General features: G+C 61.7%; 19 protein-coding genes, 1 pseudogene and 1 riboswitch. Of the genes and pseudogenes, 5 read left to right on the forward strand and 15 right to left on the reverse strand.

All coding sequences use genetic code 11. From position 1 onward, the window contains the following. The 5 genes and pseudogenes from GOQ25_RS19665 to GOQ25_RS07115 form a co-directional block, all read right to left on the reverse strand. Positions 1–996 (reverse strand): annotated as a pseudogene (locus GOQ25_RS19665) (autotransporter outer membrane beta-barrel domain-containing protein); the annotation flags it as partial. Between the two features lie 131 nt (positions 997–1,127). Then, entirely contained in the window at positions 1,128–3,335 is a 2,208-nt protein-coding gene (locus GOQ25_RS07100) for a hypothetical protein (RefSeq protein WP_160349767.1), read from the reverse strand. A 248-nt stretch (positions 3,336–3,583) separates the two neighbouring features. Continuing rightward, complete coding sequence (gene nhaA / locus GOQ25_RS07105) at positions 3,584–4,819, reverse strand: Na+/H+ antiporter NhaA (protein ID WP_160349768.1); 1,236 nt, start codon at positions 4,817–4,819, stop codon at positions 3,584–3,586. Positions 4,820–5,143: 324 nt separating this feature from the next. Further along, positions 5,144–5,347 (reverse strand): hypothetical protein, encoded by a 204-nt coding sequence (locus GOQ25_RS07110; protein WP_160349769.1) that lies wholly within the window; start codon positions 5,345–5,347, stop codon positions 5,144–5,146. Positions 5,348–5,452: 105 nt separating this feature from the next. Continuing rightward, positions 5,453–5,902, reverse strand: coding sequence for a PA2169 family four-helix-bundle protein (locus GOQ25_RS07115; protein ID WP_160349770.1), 450 nt, complete (start codon positions 5,900–5,902; stop codon positions 5,453–5,455). A 248-nt stretch (positions 5,903–6,150) separates the two neighbouring features. On the opposite strand from GOQ25_RS07115, the gene GOQ25_RS07120 reads away from it, so the two are divergent. Continuing rightward, entirely contained in the window at positions 6,151–7,608 is a 1,458-nt protein-coding gene (locus GOQ25_RS07120) for a deoxyribodipyrimidine photo-lyase (RefSeq protein ID WP_160349771.1), read from the forward strand. Positions 7,609–7,650: 42 nt separating this feature from the next. On the opposite strand, the gene GOQ25_RS07125 is transcribed toward GOQ25_RS07120, so the two are convergent. After that, positions 7,651–7,935 carry an acylphosphatase gene (locus tag GOQ25_RS07125; protein WP_160349772.1) on the reverse strand — a complete coding sequence of 95 codons (285 nt, stop codon included), beginning with the start codon at positions 7,933–7,935 and terminating at the stop codon, positions 7,651–7,653. A gap of 169 nt (positions 7,936–8,104) precedes the next feature. Between GOQ25_RS07125 and GOQ25_RS07130 the strand changes: the two genes are divergently transcribed. Together GOQ25_RS07130 and GOQ25_RS07135 are read left to right on the forward strand one after the other, a co-directional pair. Further along, positions 8,105–9,268, forward strand: a complete 1,164-nt coding sequence (locus tag GOQ25_RS07130) for an alpha-hydroxy acid oxidase (RefSeq protein ID WP_160349773.1) — start codon at positions 8,105–8,107, stop codon at positions 9,266–9,268. A gap of 86 nt (positions 9,269–9,354) precedes the next feature. After that, the gene (locus GOQ25_RS07135) at positions 9,355–10,185 is read left to right on the forward strand and encodes a GyrI-like domain-containing protein (protein ID WP_160349774.1); all 831 of its coding nucleotides are present in this window, start codon (positions 9,355–9,357) and stop codon (positions 10,183–10,185) included. 12 nt (positions 10,186–10,197) lie between these two features. Here GOQ25_RS07135 and GOQ25_RS07140 read toward each other — a convergent pair whose 3' ends face one another. Next, positions 10,198–11,145: a BMP family protein gene (locus tag GOQ25_RS07140; RefSeq protein WP_236844511.1), complete on the reverse strand. Its 948-nt coding sequence runs from the start codon at positions 11,143–11,145 to the stop codon at positions 10,198–10,200. A gap of 344 nt (positions 11,146–11,489) precedes the next feature. Here GOQ25_RS07140 and GOQ25_RS07145 point away from each other — a divergent pair, with 344 nt between their 5' ends. Further along, on the forward strand, positions 11,490–12,029 hold the full coding sequence (locus GOQ25_RS07145) for a nucleoside 2-deoxyribosyltransferase (RefSeq protein ID WP_160349776.1): 540 nt from the start codon (positions 11,490–11,492) through the stop codon (positions 12,027–12,029). Here GOQ25_RS07145 and ribB read toward each other — a convergent pair. The 3 genes from ribB to GOQ25_RS07160 all read right to left on the reverse strand — a co-directional run bounded on the left by ribB (position 12,021) and on the right by GOQ25_RS07160 (position 14,134). Next, positions 12,021–12,761, reverse strand: a complete 741-nt coding sequence (gene ribB, locus GOQ25_RS07150) for a 3,4-dihydroxy-2-butanone-4-phosphate synthase (protein WP_160349777.1) — start codon at positions 12,759–12,761, stop codon at positions 12,021–12,023. The genes GOQ25_RS07145 and ribB overlap by 9 nt on opposite strands. 129 nt (positions 12,762–12,890) lie before the next feature. Continuing rightward, positions 12,891–13,041: riboswitch (FMN riboswitch) on the reverse strand. A 63-nt stretch (positions 13,042–13,104) separates the two neighbouring features. Further along, positions 13,105–13,605: an SET domain-containing protein gene (locus tag GOQ25_RS07155; RefSeq protein WP_160349778.1), complete on the reverse strand. Its 501-nt coding sequence runs from the start codon at positions 13,603–13,605 to the stop codon at positions 13,105–13,107. Positions 13,606–13,660: 55 nt separating this feature from the next. Then, positions 13,661–14,134 (reverse strand): Lrp/AsnC family transcriptional regulator, encoded by a 474-nt coding sequence (locus GOQ25_RS07160; protein ID WP_160349779.1) that lies wholly within the window; start codon positions 14,132–14,134, stop codon positions 13,661–13,663. A 101-nt stretch (positions 14,135–14,235) separates the two neighbouring features. On the opposite strand from GOQ25_RS07160, the gene ilvB reads away from it, so the two are divergent. Further along, the gene (ilvB, locus tag GOQ25_RS07165) at positions 14,236–16,050 is read left to right on the forward strand and encodes a biosynthetic-type acetolactate synthase large subunit (protein ID WP_160349780.1); all 1,815 of its coding nucleotides are present in this window, start codon (positions 14,236–14,238) and stop codon (positions 16,048–16,050) included. Positions 16,051–16,597: 547 nt separating this feature from the next. Here the strand turns inward: ilvB and GOQ25_RS07170 are convergent. The 5 genes from GOQ25_RS07170 to GOQ25_RS07190 are packed head-to-tail and all read right to left on the reverse strand — an operon-like array spanning position 16,598 to position 21,637. Continuing rightward, positions 16,598–18,034, reverse strand: a complete 1,437-nt coding sequence (locus tag GOQ25_RS07170; protein WP_160349781.1) for an aldehyde dehydrogenase family protein — start codon at positions 18,032–18,034, stop codon at positions 16,598–16,600. A gap of 55 nt (positions 18,035–18,089) precedes the next feature. Then, positions 18,090–18,884 carry an SDR family oxidoreductase gene (locus GOQ25_RS07175; RefSeq protein WP_160349782.1) on the reverse strand — a complete coding sequence of 265 codons (795 nt, stop codon included), beginning with the start codon at positions 18,882–18,884 and terminating at the stop codon, positions 18,090–18,092. Between the two features lie 27 nt (positions 18,885–18,911). After that, positions 18,912–19,763, reverse strand: a complete 852-nt coding sequence (locus tag GOQ25_RS07180; RefSeq protein WP_160349783.1) for an ABC transporter permease — start codon at positions 19,761–19,763, stop codon at positions 18,912–18,914. 15 nt (positions 19,764–19,778) lie between these two features. After that, complete coding sequence (locus GOQ25_RS07185) at positions 19,779–20,549, reverse strand: ABC transporter ATP-binding protein (RefSeq protein WP_160349784.1); 771 nt, start codon at positions 20,547–20,549, stop codon at positions 19,779–19,781. Positions 20,550–20,575: 26 nt separating this feature from the next. After that, a complete protein-coding gene (locus GOQ25_RS07190; RefSeq protein WP_160349785.1) occupies positions 20,576–21,637 on the reverse strand; it encodes an ABC transporter substrate-binding protein in 1,062 nt (353 codons plus the stop codon). Positions 21,638–21,644 lie beyond the last annotated feature (7 nt).

Here is a 21,644-nt window from a genome sequence, read left to right on the forward strand (position 1 = left end):
GAGAATGCCATCGGCATCGCCGCCCGCGGTTTTGATTGCGCTCTGAGGCGTTAACGTCAGTGCCGCGCCGTCGCCTGCGGTGGCGCCCTTGGCGCCTACGGAGATGTCTACACTGGCTTGGGAGCCGCTGCCATCGTCATTGCCACCGCCCCCGCCGTCGCCACTGTCGCCGCCGGAGCCCGACGCGGATAGCTGGACCGTCCCGCCTTGCGAGGCGCCGCCACCGCCGCCAATCGATTGCAAGAGCATGCCGCGCGATCCGGATCCGTAGGTTTGCAGCAGCGAGCCGGCATCCAATTGCGCGGTCATCGTGCCCCCATTGCCGCCGCCCCCACCCGTGCCGCCCACGCCTACGGTGGCGTTGATCGATTGCCCCGAGCCTCCCGTTTTGCTGCTGCCGATGCCGGCATTGCCGCCGCCGCCGCCGATGGTCTGCACCATCACCGCGTTGGAGAAATCATCGTAGGTTGTGATGGACGAAGTGCCATCAACATACAGCTCGGCTTGGCCGCCATGACCACCCGCGCCCCCGCTGCCGCCCAACGCCACGCTGACGGTGATCTGGAGGGTGTCGTCGGGTGCTGCCGTGGAGGTCGTGCTCATCGCGTGCGATGCGCCGCCCGAGCCGCCGCCACCACCGATAGTTTGGGCGAGCACCCCGTGTGAACCGACACCGCCCGTGGCCACTTTCGTGCCCTGCTCCAGCACTACCTTCAGAATGCCGCCGTTGCCGCCGCTGCCTCCCGCTCCGCCCAGCGCTAGCGTGGTCGCGATGGCAATCGAGCCGTCGCCGGTGGGAATACCCAGATCCAGATCATTGGCCTGCGCACTGCCGCCGTTGCCGCCGCCACCGCCGATGGCCTGGGCCAGTACCCCATAAGAATCTGCGACCGCCATGTTCGACTGCCCGCCGCCCGTGGTGACGCCCGTGTTTTTCAGGCCCACCGCGACCGTACCACCGCCGCCGCCATTGCCGGCCGTGCCGCCAATGGTCACTGCGGTGCCGAAGAACGCGTTCAGGCTGGAGCCATGCGCGGCGCCGCCATTGCCGCCACCACCACCGATCGATTGGGCTACGATGGCCGGCGCGGCGATGCCCTGAGTGCTGACGCTGGAATTTTCCAGGCCTATGGTGGTGTTGCCGCTGTTGCCGCCTTGCGCGCCAGCGCCGCCGATCGACAGACTGACGAAGTCGCTGCCCTCCTGCGTTGAAGAACCCCCGGTGCCGCCCCGCCGCCGATCGATTGCGCCAGCAGGCCTATCGCGCCGGCTCCCTGTGTCGCCAGCTTTGTCCCGGCGCCGAGTATTTGCACCACCACGCCTGTACCGCCGCCGCTGCCACTGCCACCCAGTGCGGGGGGCGCGACGGATTCCCCGGCAGACAGGCTGAAAACGCTGCCGCCATTGCCGCCGCCGCCGCCGATCGATTGCGCGACCGCGCCGTGTGCGTAAAGGCCCGACGTCGTGATCGCGCTGCCGCTTTGCAGGTTGATATTGACGGTGTCCGCGTCGCCAGCGGCGCCACCCTGCCCACCTACCGCGGACACGCCCGCCGCCGAACCCGCATTGCCGCCGCCACCGCCGATGGACTGCGCCAGGATTCCAATTCCTGCCTCGCCCGTGGTCGTGATCGCGCCGCTTAACGTCGTGTCAACGGCGCCGCCTGTGTTGCCGCTACCGGCCGTGCCGCCCACGGAAATGATGCCGGAGGCGCTGCCGGCATTGCCACCGCCGCCGCCAATCGACTGCAACAGGCCGCCAATCGCGCCTGTTCCTGTCGTGTTGACCGTCCCGCCCAGGTTCGCCTTTACGGACCCGCCATTGCCGCCGGCACCGCCGCCACCGCCCAGTGCGATCACTCCGCTCCCGGTCGCGCCGGTACCACCACTACCGCCCAGGGATTGCGCCAGTATTCCATGGGCGTACTGGCCGGATGTCGATACCGCCGCAGCGGTATTGACGGTCGATTGCCCGCCATTGCCGCCCACGCCGCCGTCGCCCGAGCTGCCGTTTATCCAACTGCTCCACGCGCCGCCAGAGCCGCCTGCGCCTTGACCGCCTTGGCTGGTACCCAAGCCTCCCAGCCCGCCTATGCTCTGCACCAGTACGCCGTATGCGCCCGTGCCAGAAGTGTTGACCGAGCTGTTGTCGAGGGTGGCCGTGGCGGCACCTGCCGCGCCACCATCGCCCCCGTTGGAGGCGGGAGGCTGCGAGTTGTTGGAATCGGTGCCGCCATTGCCGCCACGCGACACTGCCTGTACGCCGTAGAGATAGTCGCCGGTCGCCGTCACGGCCGTGTTGTAGACATTGGCCTCGGCGCCTAGCGAGTTGCCGCCTTCACCCCCGGTGCCGTCGTTGGTGCCGTAGTTTCCGCCATGCCCGCCCAGCGACATCGCCAGGATGGCGGCACTGTCGTCCTGGGTGGCTTGGGTGGTAGCCGCCGTGATGGTGGTGAGCGCGCTGCCGGGGCCGTTCGATCCGACGTTGGCCGTGACCTGCCCGGCTTGTCCGCCATCACCACCCTGATCATCGGTAAAGGTGTTTGTGCCGCCTTCGCCGCCGATACTGCTGGCTACGACCGCCGCGACGCTGCTGCAGCGGCTCACGCCGAATGTGTTGCTGCAGGCGGTCTGGGCCGTCGGCGACCAATAGACGGCCACGTTGCCCGTCACGTTGGCAGTCGCGCTCCAGGCGTTGCCGCCCGCGCCGGTGGGTTCACCGTCACTGTTGTCACCCTTGGTTTGATCGCCTCCTCTGCCTCCCAGACTCTGCGCGACGACGCCCCATCCCATGTCGTTGCCGTTCAGATACGCCGCGGCAGTGCCCAGCGATACGTTGGCTGCGCTGGTGACAGTGACCGAGGCGGCGCTGCCGCCGGTGCCACCGTAATGATCGATCACGCCTGCGTCGGGTTGCGCGCCCATGCCGCCACGCGAACTGCCCAATAGGCCGATGACGCCGTGCTGGAGGTTGGCACCCGGCGCCGTCGGTGCTGAGATGGTGATGTTGGCACCGGCGGTATTGGTCAGGTTGACCTGCGCGCCGTCGCCACCGTTGCCACCGTTGTTATGCGAGTCGGGCGTGGCACCATTGCCGCCAATACTGGCCGCCCGCACACCGATGACCAAGGTATCGCTGCTCGTGGGGGTGATGGCGACCGGGCCGCTGTTGGTATACGTGACAGCGCCGGCCTGCCCACCGTTCACGTTGTCTGCAGTGCCGACGGTCCCTTGGCTGACCTCCTGTACACCGACTGCGATCGAACTTGGATCGGCGGCGAGCGCCGGGGTGGTCGCGAGTAGCGACAAGGCAAAGGGGCTTGCGATGGGCTTCATGGGCAGTGAGATCCGGTACGAGACGGCAGCAAACGTGGCGCTGCACGCCATCCTCCGGTCCGAACGGCCCAGGTGTCTATCGATTTTGCGCTGCAGATGTACGGAATAACGTATTTTTCAATAAGAAAGTTTAGGTAATAATCAGACACGCTGGAATTCGATGAGCCCGTTTTGACTCCGATCTCGGTGCTAGCGGCTGGCTTGCTAATCGCCGAACCGATCTAGCGCCCGCAGGCCCTTCAACTTCGCTACTGGGATAGCCCAGGCGACTGTGGCTGCGTTTCGTCGTCAAAATCCATCGTATCCAAATCCGTGTCTGTAGGCAGCGGTTTCCCAAATATCTTCAGCCACACGAAACCGAGCACGCCTGCGGTCAGAGACGCCAACAGAATCGCCATCTTGGAAGCGTTGATAACTTCCAGGTTGCCCGTGAATGCAAGATTGGTGATGAAGATCGACATCGTGAACCCAATGCCGCCCAGCAAACCCGCGCCAAAGATATGACGCCAGCGCAGATCAAGCGGAAGCTTGCAGATGCCAATCGCGACGGCCAAGAAACACAGCAGCGTAATACCTATCGGTTTGCCCATCACCAAGCCAGCAAGAATGCCCACGCTATTGTTCGAACTGAGCTCTTGCGCCCAATCGCCGCCGATAATGATGCCGGTGTTAGCGAGCGCAAAGATGGGCAGAATGATGAAAGCCACAGGCTTGTGCAAAATGTGCTCTAGCCGATGCGACAACGAATGTTCGTCATCTTGTTTCGCGGTGAAGGGAATGGCGAAGGCCAACAGAATCCCAGCAATCGTGGCATGCACGCCCGATTTCAACATCAGCACCCACATCACTGCGCCGCCCACCAGGTATAGTGCGAGCGAGGTCACGCGCAGAAAGCGATTCATACATGCCAGTACCGCAAATACCGCCAAGGCGCCGAGCAAATAAGCCCACGACAATTCAGCGGTATAGAAGACCGCGATAACGATGATCGCGCCCAGGTCGTCCATCACCGCGAGCGCGGTAAGAAATACTTTAAGTGAAGCGGGAACACGGCTTCCCAGCAAAGCCAGAATGCCCAGTGCAAAGGCGATATCCGTGGCCATCGGAATGCCCATCCCCGGCTGCGTGGGCGTTCCTGCATTGAGCAAAAAGTGAATCGAGGCCGGCACGATAATGCCGCCGGCGGCCGCGATAATGGGTAGCAGCGCGTTCTTAAAATCCGAAAGTTCGCCGTTGTACAACTCGCGTTTGAGCTCCAGGCCTATCAATAGAAAAAAGATTGCCATGAGGGCATCGTTGACCCAGTGCTCGATGCTCAATCCCGCGACCTTCACCTGCCATGCATGAAGGTACGCATCGCCCGCTGCAGAGTTCGCTATCAGAAGGGAAATGACGGTACAGGCGATCAAGATAATGCCGCCCGCCTTCTCGGATTCGAAGAACTGTTTGAACGTGTTGGATAGCCTCTTTTCTACGATGGTCATAATGTCCTTTGCGTCTGAGATTGGTCGGTATATGAGGGGGAAGTGTCGTAGGCAGGCCAGAGTGCAACGGGCCGTAGGACCAGGCGCGCGAACGCCCACGACGGCTCGATGCAGCTAGCGTCGACTGTGCAAAAGAGGAAGAGTCTGAAACAGAGAAAGCCCGGCCGTGCGCCGCAGCGTCGAGATGGAGATGCGATGTGTGGTGATTGTGGGCATATAGGGGCGCGCCTGTGGCGCGTGGCGGCCCGACCATCGCATTCCCTGCCACACGTGAATGTGTGAGCACCCGGGCTGAGTATACCCGGATGAGGTCTGTCGATGGAACTACTGGTTCAGCGCGGCTTTGGCGGCTTCTTCCGGGGTCAGACCGTCATAAAACATGTCGGTAAACCACTCGGCTTCGTCTTCGATATGTTGTTGAGCTTCTTCGCGCGACGCGCCAGCCGCGACGAACAATTCTTCTACTTCGGTACACCATTGGATCAGCGCGACTTCGTCGGGATCCGGGGGTTCAGGCTTTTTGGCCATGACTTGCTCCTGTGGATAGATAGACGAATCATACTGCGCGTGGGCCGACGCAATGACGTAAAAAAGCCCGGCATATGCCGGGCACTCAATCGGTAAGCTTTACGCTTACTTCATGGCTTTGTAACGGTTGCGCAGATCGCGAACTTGATCATGGTTGCGCAGTACGCCCTGGTATTGGCGTTCAACGATAGCGCGGATGTTTTCGGGCAGCGCTTCCTTCAGTGCATCGCTGTATTGCGCCTTGGCGACGTCTTCACCGCGTTCGCATTCTTCGAGAATGGCGAGATCGTCGCGACCGGCCACGGCGGCCTTCAGGTTGGTCCAACCGCGATGGATCGCCCCGGCCACCGTGCCGCTGTCTTCCGGCTTGCCGCCGAGTTGGCTCACTACGGTTTGCAGTTCGGCGGCGCCGGCAGCGCAATCGCGCGCGCGGCTTTCAAACAGCATTTTCAGCTCGGCCGTCTTTGTGTCCTCGGCGGCGGCGAGAAATCCTTTTTCGCCGTTCTTGGAGGTCTCAATTAGGTTGTTCAATACTTTGACGACATGATCGGCCATATGAATCTCCTTTAGCGTTAGTGCGGATGGTGAGGGATGACCCTCTGCGTCAGCCAACCTCGCAAGTAGCGTGCCCGTCGTGATCTCGGCCTGGATAAGGGCTTCAATAGACAGCGATAAACCCTGGCACAATGCGGCACACGCGCTATAGCGGTAAAGATGATGGAATCGGGTACCAGACCTGCTTGCATTCTTGCGCATTGAGCGCGTCGAACCGATGCGTTTACGTTCATTAGGAGTTCCCACTCATGCCCAGCCGTGCTCTCGTATGGATGCGACGCGATCTGCGTTGTGTGGATAACGCCGCGCTCTACCATGCGTTGCGACGCCATGAGCACGTGTTCTGCGCGTTTGTGTTTGACACCGATATTCTGGACGCGTTGCCTTCGCGCAGCGATCGGCGGGTGGAGTTCATACACGCCAGCGTGCGCGAACTGGACGAGGGGTTGCGTGCGTTAGCCAGGCACAGCGGCGCGCCGGGCGGCGGGCTGATCGTCAGGCATGGCGCTGCGTTGCGGTGTATTGTCGAACTGGCCAGTCAGCTCGGGGTGCAGGAGGTGTTGACCAATCGCGACTATGAGCCTGACGCGATAGCGCGAGACGAGCAGGTCGCCAACGCGCTGCACGCGATCGGGATCTCCTTTAGCGATTACAAGGACCAAGTTCTGCTGGATCGGGACGAGGTGCTAAACCAACAGGGCAAGCCGTATAGTGTGTTCACGCGCTATAAGCGCGCGTGGCTGGCCAAGCTGGACGAGTTCCAGTTAAAGGCATATCCCGTTGAGCGGTACGCACGGAATTTAGCCGCGCTGCCGGAAGGCGAATCCATCCCCACGCTGGAACAGCTGGGTTTCGAGAAAACGAATCTGACCGCGCTGCCCTTGCCGGCCGGCATGCAAGGCGGCGAGCAATTGCTGCAAGATTTCCTGCCGCGCATGGAGGCGTATAAAGAGGCTCGCGATTTTCCGGGACGCAAGGGTGTCTCGTATCTGTCCGTGCATCTGCGATTCGGCACGGTGTCGATTCGGCGACTGGCGGCCTATGCGGTACAGCGCGCGGCGCAAGGATGCGAAGGGGCGCAGACCTGGCTGTCGGAGCTGGCGTGGCGCGATTTTTACTTCATGATTTTGTGGCATCACCCGCACGTGGTGACGCAGGCGTATCGGCCGGAATACGACCGCGTGAGCTGGGACGATGAACCGACATTGTGGCAGGCTTGGTGCGAGGCACGCACGGGCTATCCATTGATCGATGCGGCGATGCGTCAATTGCTGCAGACTGGCTATATGCACAACCGCTTGCGCATGGTGGTGGCCAGCTTTTTGACCAAGGATCTAGGAATCGATTGGCGGCTGGGCGAGCGTTTCTTTGCCCGGCATTTGAACGACTATGACTTGGCGGCGAATAACGGCGGATGGCAATGGGCCGCGTCCACGGGTTGCGATGCGCAGCCGTGGTTTCGTATCTTCAACCCCGTCACGCAATCGCAGCGTTTCGATCCGGACGGTGCGTTTATACGTCGTTATGTGCCCGAGTTGGCGCGGGTGCCCGACCGCCATATTCACTACCCTGCCGCCATGAAAGCGCGTGAGCTGGCTGCTTGTGGCGTGAGGCTTGGGGAGACGTACCCCATGCCTATCGTGGATCATGCGCGGGCGCGGCAGCGCACATTAATGCGGTTCTCGTTTCTCGGTGAAGAAGAGTAAGCGACGAAACGTGCGCCGGCCGTCATCGATGGCTATGTGAACTTAAAGCTGCTCGAACCGCTTGTATTGTTTATCCGCATAGATCCGTTCCGTGATCACCTCTTTGACTACGGCCGACGGCGGGCCCCGGTGCAGCCATTGCAGCATGTGGTCCACTTGATCGGGCGTGCCTTGCACCATGGCTTGTACGGTTCCGTCTTCCATGTTTTGCACCCAGCCCGTCACCCCCAGCATATGGGCGCGCCGTACGGTGGCGTGACGGTAGCCCACGCCTTGAACAACCCCTTTGATAATGGCGTGGACGGTTTCGTGTTGCGGGACTTGCATGACGATCCTTTGATACCCGGTTATTTCGATAATTCAGTCGGCAAACGCGGCGCGTATACTGATGCCGCATGCGCTGTGCCAGAGGGCCGCGCCCTGCCCGTCTTGTCGGGTCAGGAAACGACGCAGCGTCGGTTTCCATTGTCCGCCCTCTATTTTGCATGAATGTCCCATGAACCCGAATCTTGCCAAGATCACTTGCATCGAAGACTTGCGCGTATTGGCGCAAAAGCGCGTACCGCGCATGTTTTATGACTATGCCGACTCCGGCGCCTGGACCGAAAGCACGTATCGCGCGAACGAAACGGATCTGCAGCGCATCAAGCTGCGTCAGCGCGTCGCGGTCAATATGGAAGGCCGGTCTTTGCGTACCACGATGGCGGGTACGGATGCCGTGATGCCGGTGGCGATTGCCCCTACCGGCTTGACCGGCATGCAGCACGCCGATGGCGAGATCCTGGCGGCGCAGGCGGCCGAGGAATTCGGGGTGCCGTTTACGCTGTCGACGATGAGCATTTGTTCGATAGAAGATGTGGCGCGGGCCACAAAAAAGCCGTTCTGGTTCCAGCTGTACGTGATGCGCGATCGAGATTTCGTCGCCAGCCTGATCGACCGCGCCAAGGCGGCCAATTGCTCGGCGCTGGTGCTGACGCTGGATCTGCAGATCATGGGGCAGCGCCATAAGGACATCCGCAATGGTCTTTCCACGCCGCCTAAACTGACGCTGGCAAACATGCTGAACCTAGCCACCAAGCCGCGCTGGTGTATGGGGATGCTGGGCACATCGCGTCGCACGTTTGGCAATATCGTTGGGCATGCCAAGGGCGTGGGGGATATGTCTTCGTTGGGTGCCTGGACGGCGCAGCAATTCGATCCCTGCCTTAGCTGGAAGGATGTGGAATGGATCAAACAGCGTTGGGGTGGCAAGCTGATCCTCAAAGGCGTGCTGGATGAGGAAGACGCGCGCCTGGCGGCCGATACGGGCGCGGATGCATTGATCGTGAGCAATCATGGCGGGCGCCAGCTCGATGGCGCGATGTCCACGATCGCCGCCCTGCCCGCGATTGCCGATGCCGTGGGCTCGCGTATCGAAGTCTGGATGGATGGCGGTATCCGCTCGGGTCAGGACGTGCTCAAAGCCGTCTGCCTGGGTGCGCGCGGCACCATGATCGGCCGGGCGTTCTTGTATGGGCTGGGCGCCTATGGGAAAGCCGGGGTGACGCGCGCCCTGGAAATCCTTTACAAAGAAATGGATGTCACGATGGCGTTATGCGGGCGCAAGAGCCTGACGCCCGGCGATCGCAGTTTGCTGCTGCCAGGGACGTACCCGCAATAACGCGACGGGCGCATGCGCGTGCGGCGAGGGTAAAACCGCAAAATCTGCAAAGCACCCTCCGCTACAGTGACGTCACTGGAGAACGCATGAAGCCCCGAACTCGTATCCACTACGCCACCCGGCTGGAACCGGTACTGCGTTGGCTGGCAGCGCATCCCGATGCCGCGCCGGATCTGTATTATCTGGCCGACTTGGCGTGCCTGTCGCCCTATCATTTCCACCGCGTGTATCGCGGATTGATGGGCGAGACGGTCAAGGCGACGATGTTGCGAGCCCGCATGCATCGGGCTTCGGTGGAACTCGCCGAAGGTCGCCCGTTGAATCAGGTGGCCGCACGCGCGGGATATACGTCGGTCGCAGCTTTCAATCGCGCGTTCGGGTCGGCATTTGGCATGCCGCCGGGCCGATATCGACAGGCGCGCTCCAGCCCCTTTAACCCTGAGGAGCTTGGCATGTACCCGATCACTATCGAGACTTTTGAAGGCGCGACCCTGGCGACCATTGCCCATCAAGGCGATTATCAGGAGATAGGCGCGACGTTCGATCAGCTTTTCCTGATGGCTACTGCGCGGGGGCTGGTCAATGATGCGACGCGCACGTTCGGCGTCTACTTCGACGACCCGGAGCAGGTGCCCGCGGACGACTTACGGGCGCTGGCCGGACTGACTTTGCCCGCCGGGCATCCTGTGGATAAGGACTTTGACGAATTTACGCTGCCGATTACGCGCTGTGCGGTGCTGCACTATACCGGGCCATATAGCGAGATCGAGGCGGCGTACCAATGGCTGCTCGCGCAATGGCTGCCGGCCAGTGGCGAAGAGACGCGTGACTTCCCGATCTGGGAGGAGTATCTGAACGACCCCAAGACCACGCCCGCGGCCGAACTGCAGACGCGGATCTATCTGCCCTTGGCGTGACGGTGCCGGCCGTTATTGCGGCCGATAGTCTTTCAGCTTGATGGTGAACGTGCCTTCGAGCATGGTCTGCTGGCGGGCGCGCACGCGAGCCATCAGCGCGTCTGGCACTTTGTTTTCGAAATTTCTCAGCGGTGCCAGCGCCGACCCTTGGTAGCGCATGTGGGAATACTTGCCATAGTCATCGGCTTGGAATGTGCCTCGCCGGACCATGGTGAGCGCGCGTTCAAGTGTGGGGCCCACATCCCAGACCGCGGAGGTGATGATGGTGTCCGGGTAATAGGGCTGCCCGTCGACTGCGTGACCGATGACGTACACCCCGCGCTGTTGGGCGGCCTCGACCGCGCCGGTACGTTCGGCATAGATCACGTCGACGCCCTGATCGATCAGGCGATGCGCGGCCTGGCGGGAGGCGATGGGATTGAAACGGCTTTCGATAAACGTGGTGGTGAACTTCGCATCCGGGTTGACCTCGCGCACGCCGTCCTTGAAAGCATGGACCAGGCGGTTGGTGCGTGGAATCGGATGGCCGGCGATCACGCCGATGTTGCCGCTTTTGCTGACCCCGCCGGCGATCATGCCGGCCAGGTACAGAGGCTCGTAGATGTGGCTGTCAAAGACGGCCAGATTAGGCTGTTGCGGGCGCTCGAACGAGCCGACCAGGAACGCGATTTTGGGATAGTCGCGGGCCACACGGTAGACAAGGGTCGTGTCCTCGAAGGCCTCGCCGATGATGAGCTCAGCGCCATTTTGGGCATGCTCGCGTAGCTTGCCCTCGTAGTTGTTGGGGGCGACGTTTTCAGAATAGGCGTATTCGATGTCGCCGCGTTGTTGCGCCGCTCGCAGGGCCGCGTGTACCCGCGATGCCCACGACTGCTCGACCGGCACGCCATAGACGGCAGATACCTTTACTGGGGTGGTGGATTGCGCGCCTGACGGCCCTGCCATCCAAAGTGCGCCCATGGCTGCGCCTAGCTGTAGGAACGCACGGCGGCGATGTCCAAGCGTAAGCGTAGAGGGATGAGAGGGCATTCGAGAGTTTTCCTTGTCGCCAAGCCGGGATGCGGCGCAACGTCGCCCATATGGCGTGTCATGGATCATGACCGACGGACAGGCGCGCAGCAGCTTGTAAGCGCTGTGACGACGATTATAGAGAGCTTGCAGGGGTTGCGCGATGACTATGAGGGCTTAATCCCGACGCAGTGTGTGGCAATTCGGTATCGTGTCGCTGGGATACTGTGCAGGGTTACGATTCGCGTGGATAGCCGCGGGCATTGCAGCGAGCGGGTGCAGAGGTGGGAGGCCTTATGAAAACGATTTATTTGGCAGGATTTGACGTGTTTCGTCAGGATGCGGTGGCGCATGGCGAGGCGCTAAAGCAACTCTGTCTGCGTTACGGTTTTGAAGGCTGGTATCCGCTGGATAACTCGGCGCCTGAGCACCTATCCGGACGCGCGTTGGCGCAATGGATATACGAGGCCAACGTCGATCTGATCCGGCGCGCGGACCTGGTCATGGCGAATATGAATCCGTTTCGCGGGCATGAACCCGATTCGGGCACCGCGTTCGAGGCGGGGTTCGCGATTGCCATGGGCAAGCCCGTGTTCGTTTACCTCGATGAGGCGCAATCGTTGGTGCAGCGCATCGCGGTCGACGAACGCGATGACCCGCCGCGTCATGTGGATGCGGCGGGTTATACGGTCGAAGATTTCGGGTTGAATCTGAACCTGATGCTGGCGTGCAGCGCGACCGTGGTGGTGGGCGATGCCGAACAGTGCTTGGTCCGGATCGCGCAGTCGTTCGATGCCGATCCGGTCGTATCAGGCGGGGATCGCCGTCTAGGCTGAGGCCATCTCCGCGTCCGCCGTTTCAGCTGTCGACGCATTGGCCTGTGCTTGCTGACGGCGATAGTCGGCGAGCTCGGCGATGGTCAAGGCCACCAGACCATGCTCGGCGGCGTATCGCGCGATGGCGTCGCCGCGCGTCATGGTGCCATCCGGGTTCATCAGTTCACATAGCACGGCTGCGGGACGCAGGCCTGCCAAGATGGCCAGATCGACCGAGCCCTCGGTGTGGCCACGGCGCGTCAAGACGCCGCCCGGCTGGGCGCGTAGCGGGAAAACATGGCCGGGGCTGACGATATCGTCGGCCTGGGCGCCCGGTGCGATCGCCGTGCGGATGGTGGTCACGCGGTCGAGCGCACTCACACCGGTGGTCACGCCATGGCGCGCCTCGATGGAAACGGTGAACGCGGTGCTGAAGCGGCTTTGGTTGCGGCTCACCATGGGCGGCAGCTGCAGGCGATCCAGCGTCTCATCGGTGAGGCAGAGGCAAACAATGCCGCTGCAGTCGCGAATCAATTGGGCCATGACGGGCACGGTCAATTTGTCTGCAGCGACGATCAGGTCGGCTTCGTTTTCGCGGTCATCATCGTCCATCAAAATGACGGGGCGGCCCAGGCGCATATGATGCAGCGCACGTGCCAGGCGCATGGGTAGCGGCTGGGAAAACAGATCGGGAGGAGAATATGCGGCAGCGCCGAGAGAAAAGGCGGTGCTGGTGGTGTTGACGGCTGACATTGGAAACGCCCTCGCAAAAAATGGTGGCGAAAAACGTTCCAGGGCTCATGACAGTCCAGCCGCGCCCAGGCTCGCTCGGGCGGCGTCACGCGTAGCGAGACACAGCGCCCGCGCACGCGGGATCGGCTGGCACATCTTCTTTCATCCGGACTATGACCGTCGGCTCTGGTTTCGCACCAGATCTGCTGACCCCGATAGCCATAAGGCATCGGGCGCTCGCGGGCTCGCCCCTGTGGGACTTACCGCCGGTGGGGAGTTACACCCCGCCCTGAAGACGTACTGCGATGCCGTCGATGACGACGGCATGAAGTGGATTGTACGCTGAGATTGACGCGCCTCAGCCCTATTCGGCCTTGTCGGCTTTCTTGGGCTTTCGTTTCTTGAGCGCGAGCATGGTGCCGCGACAGTCCGCGGACCCGCAAAGGCAGCGATAGGCTTCCTTGAGCGTCTTCGTGATGCGGCCGTCGATGACCAGGCCGTAGTCGTAGACCAGTTCTTCGCCGCGCTTGATATCACGCAGGGCGCGGATGAAGACGCGTTTACCGTTGGCGCTTTCTTCCGATTCGCAGTTGGGTTCACAGGAATGATTGAACCAGCGTGCGTCGTTGCCCTTGTCGCCACCGTCGATAACGCGGCCCGAGCTCAGCGCGAAATAGAACGTGTGATAGGGGTCATCCGGATTGGTGGGATGGCGGCGATCGGCTTCCTTGGCGCTGATGCGGGCGCCTTCGTACTCGATGATCTCGGTGCCGGCGGGAATCTTGCGTGCGGCAAATACGCCGTTGCCGTGCAGCTTGGAGCGGCGCACAACGTGCCAGGGTTTGGAAGGGTCAGCAGTGGTCATGTGAGAAAGCCTGTTAGCGGGCCAGCTGGGATTATAGGTGTAATGCCATTGTGGCTTAGGGCTCGGTCCCGCTGTGCAGCGGCAGTTGCGTTTCTTTTAGCCGGCGCAACACGAAACAGGACTTGCTGTGGCGGATACCTGGGATGCGATAGAGCTGTTCGCGCAGCAGCCGTTCATAGTCGCGCGTGTCGCGCACGGCGATGCGGATGTAGTAGTCATAGTCGCCCGAGACCAGAAAGGCTTCGAGGACTTCGGGGATTTGCGCGAGCGCACGGCCGAACTCGTACAACGTTTCTTCGCTGTGGCTCTCTAGTGTGATGTGAACGATGACCGTGTCCATGAAGCCTAAACTGGCCGGGTCCAGATCCACGGTATAGCCTCGGATCACGCCGGCCGATTCCATGCGCTTGATCCGATTCCAGCATGGCGTGGACGATAAACCGACGGCTGCGCCGATCTCGTTCAGACTGGCCCGCGCGTTCTGCTGCAGCACCCGCAAAATGGCGAGGTCGAATTTGTCCAGGTTCATTTTCTACACTCCGGGTGATTTGTAGATGAATTTACTGGAAAAATGCCCAGGACGTAGAAAATAAGAGAAATCTTCTGCGGGGAAAGGCATAAGATATCCACATGAACGATCGCCTCCACGCCAGCGCCTTAGCCGCCTTGAATTCCACTGAACTTCCTGCCCGCAATGGAGCCCAGGTTTTACTCGATACGCTGATTGCGCGGGGTGTCGATACCGTGTTCGGATATCCGGGCGGCGCGGTGCTGCCGCTGTACGACGCGCTGTATGCCGAACCGCGTTTGCGCCATGTGCTGGTGCGTCACGAACAAGCGGCGGTGCATGCGGCCGAAGGGTATGCGCGTACGACCGGCAAAACGGGCGTGGTGTTTGTGACGTCCGGGCCGGGGATGGCGAATACGACTTCGGGTTTGCTCGACGCGATGTGCGATTCGATTCCGGTGCTGTGTATCAGCGGCCAGGTCGCGACGACGGCGATTGGGACCGATGCGTTTCAGGAATGTGATGCGTTGGGTATTTCGCGATCGATCACGAAGTGGAATACGCAGATCCATGATGTGGATGACGTGGCCGAGGTCGTGGGTCGCGCATTCGATCTGACGCGCCAGGGCCGGCCGGGGCCGGTGCTGGTGGACTTACCGAAAGATGTGCAGCTCAAGCCCGCGACGCCGGGTGTGCAGATGTTGGCGGCAGCCGAGCAGGCACGCACTGCGACCGCCCGCGCGCGCCGTCAAAGCGCCAAGACGCCGCTGAAGCTGCCGCAAACCGCCATACGCCGTGCCGCCGCGCTGATCGCAGATGCCAAGCAGCCGGTGTTCTATGGTGGCGGTGGACTCGTGAATTCGGGTCCGGCGGCATGCCAGGCGTTTACCGAACTCGTGCGTCAAGCCGGTGCGCCTTGTACGTTGACGCTGATGGGTCTGGGCGCCTTTCCTGCCTCTGATTCGCAGTTTGTCGGCATGTTGGGCATGCATGGCACCCTGGAAGCCAACATGGCGATGCACGAGGCGGATCTGGTGGTTTGCATCGGTGCGCGCTTTGATGATCGCATCACCGGCAAACTGTCTGAGTTCTGCCCCCATGCGCGCAAGATCCATATCGATATCGATCCGACCTCGATCAACAAAGTGGTGCGGGTGGATGTGGCGTTGGTGGGTGACTGTCTGCCATTGATCGATGCGCTGCGCGAGGCTTTGAATGAACACGCTTTGCCAGCCGAGCGCTTGACGGATTGGTGGCGCAGGATCGATACGTGGCGGGCCAAGGATTGTTTAGCTTACTCCCCGACCCCGGAAGCCATTTTGCCGCAGCAATTGATGCACCGCTTGAATGCCGCGCTGGCATCGCGTGATGCGATTGTCTCGACCGATGTGGGACAGCATCAGATGTGGGCGGCACAGTATCTGCGATTCGATCAGCCGAATCGTTGGCTGACCTCGGGTGGCGCGGGCACCATGGGATATGGCCTGCCGGCGGCCATCGGGGCGCAGGTGGCGCATCCCGATAAGACCGTCGTGTGTGTCAGCGGCGATGCGTCGGTGTTGATGAACATTCAAGAGCTATCCACTGCCATGCAGCACGAGACGCCTGTGAAGGTGGTGTTGTGCAATAACGGGTACATGGGGATGGTGCGGCAATGGCAGGAGCTGATTCACGGTGGGCGCTACAGCCACAGCTATAACGCTTCCTTGCCGGATTTTGTTGCGCTGGCTCGGGCGTTTGGTTGGGGGGCGGCTCGGGTGGATGATCCGGCGCAGCTGAATGCCGCGTTGGCCGAATGTCTGGCGCATCCTGGGCCGTATTTCTTGGATGTGGCTGTGCAGGCTCAGGAGAATTGCTTTCCTATGATGCCGGCGGGGATGGGGCATCATCGGATGATGTTGTCTGAAGGGGTTTGGTATGAGGATGACAGCGTTTGATGGGGTGGTGCTGTAGGTACTGGGGGGCGTTGATGGTTCTTTAGGCGTGCCGCGGGGTTGCCCTTGGCCCCGCGGGCCTAGTCGCAGCGGCTCGGCCCGTTATCAGGGGCCTCGGTCCCCTTCGGGGACTTCCCGCCGCTCAAAAGGCCCGCGTGGCCAAGGGCAACCCCGCGGCACTCACAGTGGGGGCATGCGTAGGCCAGCACATTGCTCGCAAAGCAAACCGTTTTTGGGACCGCCATTAGTGCAGGCCCTTCATCAGCGCACATCATGAGCCGGCGTGCGGTGCCCGTAGGCGTCACCGGCCCGTTGAGCCGCGATTTAGCCTCGCGCAGCGAGGCCGAGGCCCCTGCTCATGGGCCGAGTCGCGGCGATAGGGCCGGTGACGCCTACGGGCACCGTACGCCGGCGCCTTAAGAACGAACAGCGTCCCATCTATCCCCCCCGCTCCCACAAAAGCAGCAAGCACCCCAACACGATCAGCCCCCGAACGCAGCAAATCCCGCATTTCAGGAGCCGACCGTATCACGACCGCATCAACGCACCATCAATCGTGCTTGATAGAGATCGTCTTCAGCACCGTAAATCCATACAGCGCCTCAAACCCTTTCTCACGCCCATGCCCGCTGGCTTTCACGCCGCCAAAGGGCAACTCAATCCCGCCGCCCGCGCCATAGTTGTTGATGAACACCTGCCCGCTGCGAACCTTGCGAGCGATGCGCAGTTGGCGTCCGCCATCGCGCGTCCAGACGCTGGCGGCCAGGCCGTATTCCGTGGCGTTGGCGATGCGAACCGCGTCGGCTTCGTCCTCGAACGGCATGGCGGCCAGAACCGGGCCAAAGACTTCCTCCTGCGCCAAGCGATGGTCCACCGGCACATCGCGCAGCAGAGTTGGCGCTTGGTAATAACCATCAGCAGGCGCGCCGTCGGCGATTTTGCCTTGCGCGGCTGTCGTGATGCCATCTTGCTCGGCGGATTTCAGGAAGCTTTGTACGCGTTCCAGCTGCGTCTTGCGGATCAGCGGGCCGCAATCCAAATCCATCGTTGCCGAGCCCGTGCGCAAGGCCGAGAAGGCCTCTGAGAGGCGTTCCAGCACGCGTTCATAGGCGCTGCGCTCGATCAGCAGACGGCTGCCTGCGGAGCAGGTCTGGCCCGCGTTCTGCACGATGGCGTTGACGGCGACCGGAATCAGTGCATCGATGTCGGCGTCAGCGAACACGATCTGCGGCGATTTGCCGCCCAGTTCCAGCGTGACCGGGACGTGACGTTCCGCGGCGGTCTGCGTGACCAATACGCCAATGCGCGGCGAGCCGGTGAACGAAATGTGGTCGATGCCAGGATGACGCGTCAACGCGTCGCCCGCTTCGTGGCCGTAGCCCGTCACGATGTTGATGGCGCCCGGCGGAAAGCCCACATCGGCGGCCAGTTCCGCCACGCGTAACAGCGACAGGCAGGCGTCTTCGGCGGGTTTCACCACGCAGGCATTACCTGCTGCCAGTGCGCCGCCCACGCTGCGACCGAAGATCTGCAGCGGATAGTTCCAAGGCACCACGTGGCCAGTCACGCCATGCGGCTCGCGCAGCGTCAGGACGGTGTAGCCATTTTGATAGGGCAAGGTCTCACCATGCAGCTTATCCGCTGCACCGCCATAGAACTCGAAATACCGGGCGATTGCGATCACATCGGCGCGGGCTTGCTTGGTGGGCTTGCCGCAGTCACGTGATTCGATCTCGGTCAGTTCGTCGACATGGTCGAGGATCTTCAGCGAGAGTTTCAACATCAGACGACCACGCTCGGCGGCGGTGAGCTTGCCCCAGGCGCCTTCGTCAAATGCCTTGCGCGCCGCGCGGACCGCCAGATCGATGTCGGCGGCATTGCCGCGCGGGATGGTGTCGTATTCCTGGCCCGTGGACGGATCGATGACAGGAATGGTCTCGCCGGAGCTGCCAGGAACGGAACGGTTATCGATGAAATGCTGCTTCATGCCTGTGAACCTCAAATGTGTCGTTGCAGATAATGCCGGCGTGGCTACCGGGCAGCTAAAACAGAATGGATAAACCTCCGTCCACGGCCAGTACCTGACCATTGACGTAGGAAGCGGCGGGCGAAGCCAGAAAGACCGCCGCGCCAGCGATTTCTTCCGGACGCCCCCAACGGCCCATGGGATTGCGATGCGCCATGCGTTGAAAGACTTCCGGGTCCTTGACCATCGCAGTGTTGGTTTCGGTGGCGAAGGTCCCGGGAGCGATGGCGTTGCTGGTGATGCCCAATGGGCCCAGCTCCGCCGCTAACGCGCGCATCATGCCGGTCAAGCCTTGCTTGGCGGCCGGGTATACGGCGTCACCCGCACGCGCTAATTCACCGGCAACCGAGGTGATGGTGATGATGCGGCCCGACTTTTGTTTCACCATGCGCGCGGCGGCATGTTTGGATATCAGCATGCTGGCGACCAGATCCGTTTCGATGAGGGCGCGGATCTCGGCGGCAGTGATGGTTTGCAGCGTCTGACGATTGCGGGCGCCCACGTTGTTGACGAGGATGTCCAGACGACCGAAATCCGCGTCGATCTGTTCAAAGGCGCGCGTGACCGCGTCGTCGTCACCAACATCGAACGCCAGCGTTGTCGCCGTCAAACCCTCATCGCGCAGCGCCCGGGCCGCGGATTCGGTGGCTTCGGGATTGCGGCCGTTGATCAGCACATGGGCGCCGCTCGCGGCCATGGCGCAGGCCATACACAGGCCTAGCCCGCGTGCAGAGCCGGTGATGAGCGCAACCTGACCGGCCAGCGAAAACTGCTGGAGGAAAGCCTGGTTAGCGAGGGTGTTCGTCGTCATGATGCGGTCGGGAAAGTCTCGGCAAAATTATTCGCGGAACTCCGGGGCCCAATGCAGTAGCCTGCGCTCAAGCCATGTGACAGCGTACACCAGCGCGATGCCTACGACCGACAGCAGCGTGACCGCCGCGAACATGTCGGTGGCATTCAACGTAGCGAGCGCCGTCACCATCAAGTACCCCATGCCGGTAGTTGATCCAACGAATTCCGCGAGCACCACACCAATCAACGCAAAGCTGATCGCATTGGGCAGCGCGGCAAACGTCCATGCGGCAGCGGTGGGCACGCGCACGCGCCACAAGATCTGACGCGGCGATCCGCCCAGCGTGCGGCAGAAATCCACGAGTTCGCGTTCCACGCTGCGTCCGCCTTTATAGGTGTTGAAGAACACCAGGAAGAACACCACGAACCACGAGGTCACGACTTTCGATGCCAGCCCCAAACCAAAGAACATGGTGATCAGCGGCACGAACGCGATACGCGGCATGGAGTTAAAGGCCACGATAAACGGATTGAAGATGTCGGCCAACATCCGGCTTCGGCTAAGCACCATGCCCACGATAAATCCGCTGCCTACGCCCACGACCAGGCCGACCAGGGTTGCCTCCAGCGTGAGCCATAGATGCGGCCATACCGAGCGCGGGCCGGGCTGCAGCCATTCCCATAATCGCGCGGCGATGCGCGACGGCTGGCTGATAAAGAACGGATCGAAGATCGTGTTCTGCGCGAACCACGGAATGCTGGTCAAAATCTGCCAGCCGCCGATGATGGTGGCGAGGATCAGCAGCTGCCAGGCGGTGATGCGCAGCCGTCGCCGCACTTGCGCGCGGCGGTCTTGTTGCAGTTGATCCTGCAAGGAAGAAGCGTCGATTGCAGTCATGAATACTCGGCGGCGCTAGGCCGCGGCACGGAATTGTTCGCCCAGCACGCTCCATAGACTTTGAACGTGCGAGACAAACTGTGGCGTCTCGCGCAATACAAAGACATCACGGGGATGCGGGATGGTGATGCGTTCATCGAGCAGGACACGGCTGGGTGGACCCGATAGCACGATGACGCGATCAGACAGTGTGATGGCTTCATCCAGATCGTGCGTCACCATCACAACGGTCTGCCCGAGCTTGCGCCAGATCTCGATCAGCTCGCGATGCAGGTGCGTCTTGGTGTGCGTGTCCAGCGCGCCGAAGGGCTCGTCCAGCAGCAGGATGCGTGGCTCGACCGCCAGACTCATCAAGAGCGCCACGCGCCGCCGCATGCCGCCCGATAACTGATGCGGATAGGCATCGCCAAAGCCGGTGAGATGCCCCAATTCCAGTAGCTCGACGACACGGCGTTCGATCCGCGCCGGGTCCACGCCCTGGAACTTCAAGCCGAGCGCCACGTTCTTGCGCACGGTGTACCAGGGCAATAGCGTGTCTTTCTGAAAGATATAGCCTAACGCCGGCGGTACCTGTCCGTTGACCAACTCGCCCGCCACGCGGATGGTGCCGGTGGTGGGCGCTAGAAAGCCCGCGATCATGTTCAGCAGCGTGCTCTTGCCGCAGCCGGACGGTCCTACGATGGAAACGAACTCGCCTTCCGCAATGGAAAGCGAGACGTTACCGATCGCATGAACCGTCCCGGCGCGCCCCTGATAGGCCTTGCCAACCTCGGAGATTTCAATCATCGTTGTTTCACGTCCTGCGTGCTGCATCAGGCCGCTTTGCGCGCGCGTTCCACGAAGGACATGTCCACGCATTGGGCATACGGCACGCGCTTGAGCTCTTCGTTCGAGAACTGGCGGTCGTCGCCCATGATGGAGATCATGCGGTCGTAGGCGGCCGGCGTGATGATGTTGTCCTTGAGGAAAACGGTGTCTTTATAAATCGTCAGCGTTTTCTCGATGGCCGGGCGCGGGAAGGCGTTCAGGTAGTCATCGTAGATCGTGTCGGTGATTTCCTGCACGCTGTGATCGGTGATGAAGTTCTGAGCCTTTACCAGCGCGGTGACGAACGCCTGCACGACTTCGGGGCGTTTCTGGATGGTGTCTTGCAGCGTCAGCGCGGCGATGCCGGGCACGTCGCCGCCCATGAATTCATTCCACGCGGCTTCGGTGGTGGCGTCGAAAATCGGCACGCCCCAGCCTTCGGCCTTGGCTTGCTCCATCATCGACATGGTGGCCATGCTGGCCGATACCGAGCCCGTTTTCAGCGCGCCCAGCATGGTGGCCAAATCGCCCAGCGGACGCACATCGACTTTATCGGCGATGCCGGCCTGCTGCATGAGGTAAACCGCCATCAGCCAGGTCACGGACTGCGGCTGCGTGGCGCCGACGCGCTTGCCGGCCAAGTCTTTGAGCGATTTGATTTTGCCGCTCTCGTAGTCCTCGCGGCGCACGATCACGTTGGCGTAGGTGAGCTTGCGATCGAAACCGAAGATCAGGCTCGCGGGTTTACCCGCCAAGGTCAACGCAGGAGCGGCGGTCGCGGCGGTGGCGCCAAACTGGATTTGCCCGGCCGCCAGCATCTGCATGGTGCGCGGACCGCTTTGCGAATTCAGGTACTCAACTTCGAGGCCGCCTTCACCAAAGTAGCCTTTTTTGAACGCCACATACGCGGCGGAGAAAAACGGATCGATGCTACCCAAACCGAATACGGCTTTGCCGAGCTTGGCTTGCGCAAAAGCGGGCGCGCCGATGAGGCTGGTGCCGGCGATGGCGGCGGTAGAGGCCAGAAACTGGCGGCGGGAAAAGGCACCTGTTTGCGAGCGCTGCATGTCATCC

Origin of the sequence: Bordetella sp. 15P40C-2 (genome assembly GCF_009763235.1) — a bacterium.
Lineage (GTDB): Bacteria > Pseudomonadota > Gammaproteobacteria > Burkholderiales > Burkholderiaceae_B > Bordetella_A.

Excerpts from the sequence above, each read along its gene's own strand:
- GOQ25_RS07100 (WP_160349767.1), bottom strand. The coding sequence starts at position 3,335 with ATGAAGCCCATCGCAAGCCCCTTTGCCTTGTCGCTACTCGCGACCACC.
- nhaA (WP_160349768.1), bottom strand. The coding sequence starts at position 4,819 with ATGACCATCGTAGAAAAGAGGCTATCCAACACGTTCAAACAGTTCTTC.
- GOQ25_RS07110 (WP_160349769.1), bottom strand. The coding sequence starts at position 5,347 with ATGGCCAAAAAGCCTGAACCCCCGGATCCCGACGAAGTCGCGCTGATC.
- GOQ25_RS07115 (WP_160349770.1), bottom strand. The coding sequence starts at position 5,902 with ATGGCCGATCATGTCGTCAAAGTATTGAACAACCTAATTGAGACCTCC.
- GOQ25_RS07120 (WP_160349771.1), top strand. The coding sequence starts at position 6,151 with ATGCCCAGCCGTGCTCTCGTATGGATGCGACGCGATCTGCGTTGTGTG.
- GOQ25_RS07125 (WP_160349772.1), bottom strand. The coding sequence starts at position 7,935 with ATGCAAGTCCCGCAACACGAAACCGTCCACGCCATTATCAAAGGGGTT.
- GOQ25_RS07130 (WP_160349773.1), top strand. The coding sequence starts at position 8,105 with ATGAACCCGAATCTTGCCAAGATCACTTGCATCGAAGACTTGCGCGTA.
- GOQ25_RS07135 (WP_160349774.1), top strand. The coding sequence starts at position 9,355 with ATGAAGCCCCGAACTCGTATCCACTACGCCACCCGGCTGGAACCGGTA.
- GOQ25_RS07140 (WP_236844511.1), bottom strand. The coding sequence starts at position 11,145 with ATGGGCGCACTTTGGATGGCAGGGCCGTCAGGCGCGCAATCCACCACC.
- GOQ25_RS07145 (WP_160349776.1), top strand. The coding sequence starts at position 11,490 with ATGAAAACGATTTATTTGGCAGGATTTGACGTGTTTCGTCAGGATGCG.
- ribB (WP_160349777.1), bottom strand. The coding sequence starts at position 12,761 with ATGTCAGCCGTCAACACCACCAGCACCGCCTTTTCTCTCGGCGCTGCC.
- GOQ25_RS07155 (WP_160349778.1), bottom strand. The coding sequence starts at position 13,605 with ATGACCACTGCTGACCCTTCCAAACCCTGGCACGTTGTGCGCCGCTCC.
- GOQ25_RS07160 (WP_160349779.1), bottom strand. The coding sequence starts at position 14,134 with ATGAACCTGGACAAATTCGACCTCGCCATTTTGCGGGTGCTGCAGCAG.
- ilvB (WP_160349780.1), top strand. The coding sequence starts at position 14,236 with ATGAACGATCGCCTCCACGCCAGCGCCTTAGCCGCCTTGAATTCCACT.
- GOQ25_RS07170 (WP_160349781.1), bottom strand. The coding sequence starts at position 18,034 with ATGAAGCAGCATTTCATCGATAACCGTTCCGTTCCTGGCAGCTCCGGC.
- GOQ25_RS07175 (WP_160349782.1), bottom strand. The coding sequence starts at position 18,884 with ATGACGACGAACACCCTCGCTAACCAGGCTTTCCTCCAGCAGTTTTCG.
- GOQ25_RS07180 (WP_160349783.1), bottom strand. The coding sequence starts at position 19,763 with ATGACTGCAATCGACGCTTCTTCCTTGCAGGATCAACTGCAACAAGAC.
- GOQ25_RS07185 (WP_160349784.1), bottom strand. The coding sequence starts at position 20,549 with ATGATTGAAATCTCCGAGGTTGGCAAGGCCTATCAGGGGCGCGCCGGG.
- GOQ25_RS07190 (WP_160349785.1), bottom strand. The coding sequence starts at position 21,637 with ATGCAGCGCTCGCAAACAGGTGCCTTTTCCCGCCGCCAGTTTCTGGCC.